4 protein-coding genes and 1 pseudogene are annotated in these 4,110 nt (G+C 62.2%); all 5 read right to left on the bottom strand.

The features are described 5' to 3' along the window. Positions 1-266, bottom strand: a pseudogene (locus tag GHO25_RS25165) (4-phytase); the annotation flags it as partial. Positions 267-273: 7 nt separating this feature from the next. Continuing rightward, positions 274-2,394 carry a TonB-dependent siderophore receptor gene (locus GHO25_RS25160; RefSeq protein WP_153393251.1) on the bottom strand — a complete coding sequence of 707 codons (2,121 nt, stop codon included), beginning with the start codon at positions 2,392-2,394 and terminating at the stop codon, positions 274-276. 114 nt (positions 2,395-2,508) lie between these two features. Then, positions 2,509-2,934 (bottom strand): biopolymer transporter ExbD, encoded by a 426-nt coding sequence (locus tag GHO25_RS25155; RefSeq protein WP_048370472.1) that lies wholly within the window; start codon positions 2,932-2,934, stop codon positions 2,509-2,511. Further along, positions 2,934-3,662, bottom strand: a complete 729-nt coding sequence (locus GHO25_RS25150) for a MotA/TolQ/ExbB proton channel family protein (RefSeq protein ID WP_153393248.1) — start codon at positions 3,660-3,662, stop codon at positions 2,934-2,936. Before GHO25_RS25150 ends, GHO25_RS25155 begins: the two co-directional genes overlap by 1 nt. 71 nt (positions 3,663-3,733) lie before the next feature. Next, the coding region (locus GHO25_RS25145) for an energy transducer TonB (protein ID WP_153393245.1) at positions 3,734-4,110 on the bottom strand (377 nt) is incomplete at its 5' end.

Below are 4,110 nucleotides of genomic sequence, written 5' to 3'. Positions count from 1 at the left end.
CCGCGTTGCCATGGGCCGAGCAGCACGATGGCTGCGCGGCCATGGTCGGTCAACTGGCCGTCGGCCACGTCAAACGCTGGCCATGGCTTGGCCGACCAGCTTTGCAGCGCGGCGGTGTCGGTTGCCGGGCGGATGCCGTGGCGCATCACCAGCACCACTTTGTCCAGGCGCAGCCCGCCGGTGTCCAGTGGTGCGGCCACAGAGGGCAGCGCCAGGCAAATGCCCAGCGCCAGAACCGTGTACTTCAAGAACGTTGTTTTTATCATTGCGGGCCTAGAAGTCATAACGCGTGTTGAAGGTTAACGTACGGGGCGAACCCGGCTGCAGGTAGTTTTCCTGATAGAAGGTCCAGTACTTTTTGTTGGCCAGGTTGCTGACGTTGGCGCCAAAGGTCAGTGCATGCCCGCCGCTCAAATGCAGACGATAACCGCCACCGGCATCGAACAGGCTGTAGGCCGGCAGGGTGTGCACGTTGCCTGAGTCCACCGCCATTTCGCCGATACGCTGGGCGCCGGTGTGCAGGAACATGCCGGGCACTTGCGGAACACGGTACGTGACTTGTGTTGCAGCTTGATAATGCGCTGCACCGGCGGCGCGGTTGCCATCAACGCCATCGCCCGCATCGTGGTAGGCCGAGTCCAGTGACATGACGCTGCCGTCCACGGTCAGGTTGGGTGTGGCATCGACGCTGGCGTTCAACTCCAGGCCTTGATAGCGGATGGTGCCGCTCTGCACGAAGACGTTGGCATCGTTGGTGTACTCGGCGCCCCGATCGATGCGAAACGCCGCCGCCGTCGCGCTCCAGTTACGCTGCTGGGCTTTCACGCCCACTTCGTATTGCTTGCTGCGCAGCGGGCCCAGGGTCTGTTCGGAGTTGACCGCCGTGGTGGGCGCGGTGCCGCCGTTTTCCAGGGATTCGACGTAACTGGCATACACGGTCACGTCTTTGTTGGGTTTGTACATCAACGCCACCGTTGGCGTAGCGGGTCGGGCCTTGTACTGGACAGCAGGGGCGGTCGAGGAGGCGTGAGTCTCCTCGCGGAAGTCTTCGTTGCGAAGGCCCGCCAGCAGCGACCAGTGTTCACCCAGCCCGATGGTATCGCTGGCGAATACGGCGCTTTCCTTGATGTTGTCATCGCCGTAGGTGCCGCCGCTGTAATCGATGTTGTACACCGAGAAGATCGTCGGGTCGTACAGGTTGCCCTTGCCCACGGTGCCTTTGGGGCTGACTACGGATTTTTCGGAGTTCAGTTGCGAGTAACTGCTGCCCAGCACCAGGTCATGACTGAACCAGCCGGTGGTGAACTTGCCTTCCAGGGTGCCCATGGCGTCGTTGTAGTCGTAGCCGTGGTACTCGGCCGACGCTTTGTCGGAGTAGCCGCCCGCATCGCTGGAAATGATGTACTGGTCTTTCAAATAACGGCGTGTCGAATCGCTGTAGCGGTAGGCCAGCTTGCCGGTCCAGTCGGGTGAAAATTTATAGGTCGCACTGAGCGTCGACAGGCTGTAATCCACATCGGTGAAGGAGCCATTGCTGTACAGGCGTTTGCTGCCATCAATGGGTTTGGGCAAGGCATTTTTAGCGTTGACGATGATGTCGGTGCCGCCGCTGGTATCACGCGTCTGGTACAGGGTGTCGAAGTCCAGGCTCAGGTCATCGCTGAGTTGCGCGTTGAGGGCCACGCCGACGGCTGTGCGGGTGACCTTGGCGTCGCCCGAAACGGCATCGCCTTCTTCGTGCACCAGGTTGACTCGGTAGCCAAAACGCGGGTCATCCAGGCGGCCGCCGACGTCCAGGTGTTCCTTGTACAGGTTGTTGGACTCGTAACCGGCGTCGACGCTGAAGGTGGTCTTGTCGGTTGGCCGTTTGGTCACGTAGTTGACGATCCCGCCTGGGCTGCCGAAGCCGTACATGAAGCCCGACAGGCCTTTGAGCACATCGATGCGGTCAAACATCTCAAGGGGCATTTCCACGCCACGGTTGATGTTGGCCATGCCATCCACCTTGTAGCCGTTCAGGTCATCCAGCGGCAGGCCGCGCACCGCGAGGGTGGCCGGGTGCGTGCCATAGCTGGAACTGATGGAGGTGACCGACGCGTCGTACTTGACCGCCTCAGACAAGATGCCCGCCTGGCGGTCCTGGATTTCGCTGCTGCCGACGCTCTTGAACGAGAACGGTGTATCGATCACCGCGCGGCTGCCCAGGGCACCGCTGTTGGTCTGCTGGTGCAGCGCCGGTTTGCGCTTGGCGGCTTTGACCGTGACTTGCGGCAAGGTGGCCAAGGCACTGTCGTCGATGGCTGCTGCGGCATCGGCGGCAAAAGACGGCATGGCCATGGCAAGCGCTGCGAAACCGAGACCTGCACGCACATACAACGGGGATTTGCGAAACATGACTGCACCTTCGAAAACGGCCATTCACGGCCTGGTTGATTTCTGTGGCGCGCACTTCGCCGTGGTCGGCTATAAAGGCCGACCAAACGGGTGGGGCGAAGGGCGACGCCGTGGTTAAGGGGTAACGGCCTGGGTCACAAAACCGATCTTGTCCAGACCACCGGACTGCGCCGCCGCCATCACCTGCACGACCTTTTCATAGGGCGTGTTGCGCTCGGCGCGCAGGTGCAATTCCGGGACCGGCTGGCGCGCGGCGGCTTCGGCGATCAGCGCGGGCAAGTCGCTGTCGCTGATGTCGTGGTCCTCCCAATGCAGGTGGCCATCGTTGTCCAGCGCCAGATCGACCGAGGGCGGTGGTTTGTTGTCTTGCTGCGCGGCAGCCTTGGGCAGGTCGATCTTCACCGAGTGCTGAATGGCCGGGACGGTGATGATGAAAATCACCAACAGCACCAGCATCACGTCCACCAGCGGCGTGGTATTGATCTCGGGGTTAAAGCCGTCTTCTTCCAGGTCGTCGCCGCCCGACAGTCCACCGGCCATCAGACGTACTCCGCCTGGGCATTGAAGGTGCTCTGGGCAGGCAGCCCGTTGCGTGGGGTGGCGCGGGCGCCGATCACCAGCAGGTCGTGCAGCTCGAAGGCAAACTTGCTCAGCTCTGCCAGGGTCTGCTTGTTGCTGCGCACCAGCAGGTTGTAGCCCAGGGTGGCGGGAATGGCCACGGCCAGGCCCAGGGCCGTCATGATCAGGGTTTCGCCCACGGGCCCGGCGACTTTGTCGATGCTGGCGTCACCGGACAAACCGATCTTCATCAAGGCGTGGTAAATGCCCCACACGGTGCCGAGCAAACCGACAAAGGGCGCGCTGGAACCCACGGTGGCCAGAATCGCCATACCGCCTTGTAACTTGCCGCCAATGGTCACTGTGGACTGGCGCAGGGCGCGGGTCAGCCATTCGCTGAACGGCGGCGGGTTCATGTCGCCATCCAGTGCATCACGGTGCTGGCGCGCGGCGCTGATACCGGCGTGGGTCACTTCAGCCCAGGCGCTGCCCTGGCCCAATTGCTGCACGCCCTCCTTGAGCGTCGGCGCGCCCCAGAACGCCGCCAAAAGTTTGCCCGAGCGCAGCCGAAACAGCGCCAGACGCAACAGTTTGTCGAGCATCACATACCAGGACGCCACTGACATCACCAACAACATCAAGGCCACGCCTCGGGTGACCACGTCGGCCTGTTGCCACAAAACATTCAAACCCAGTGTTCCGGTTTCCATGTGTTTTTCCTTTCTTTGGGGTGAGCGCTGCCCTGACCGGGAGGCCCTTCAATAAAAAATAGGGGTGAGTGCTAGCTGTCGAGCTGAAAGCGCAGCGGCACGATCACGTACACCGACACCGCATGCCCATCCTCCAGGTAAGGCTTGAACAGCGCGCCGCGCACTGCCGTCTTGCCCGCTTCATCGAGACTGCCGAAACCTGAGGAACGCACGATGTCCACGGCGCCGGGCTTGCCGTGAATATCCACCAGCACGCGCAAAATCACGGTGCCTTCGTTGCCCTCTTCACGGGCACTGTCGGGGTATTCGGGTTCGGGCTCATGCACGTACTCCACGCCTCGGGTAATCGTCTTGGGCTGAGGCGGTGGAGCGGGCGTGGGCGCAACCACCGGAGCGGCCGCCGCAGGTGGGGCGGGTGCGGGGTCTGACTTGACCGCAGGCGTTACCG

The sequence above is a fragment of the Pseudomonas sp. FSL R10-1350 genome (assembly GCF_009600525.1).
GTDB classification, from domain to species: domain Bacteria; phylum Pseudomonadota; class Gammaproteobacteria; order Pseudomonadales; family Pseudomonadaceae; genus Aquipseudomonas; species Aquipseudomonas helleri.
Note: the sequence above shows the minus strand (reverse complement) of the source record. Positions and strands in the feature narration are given on the sequence as shown.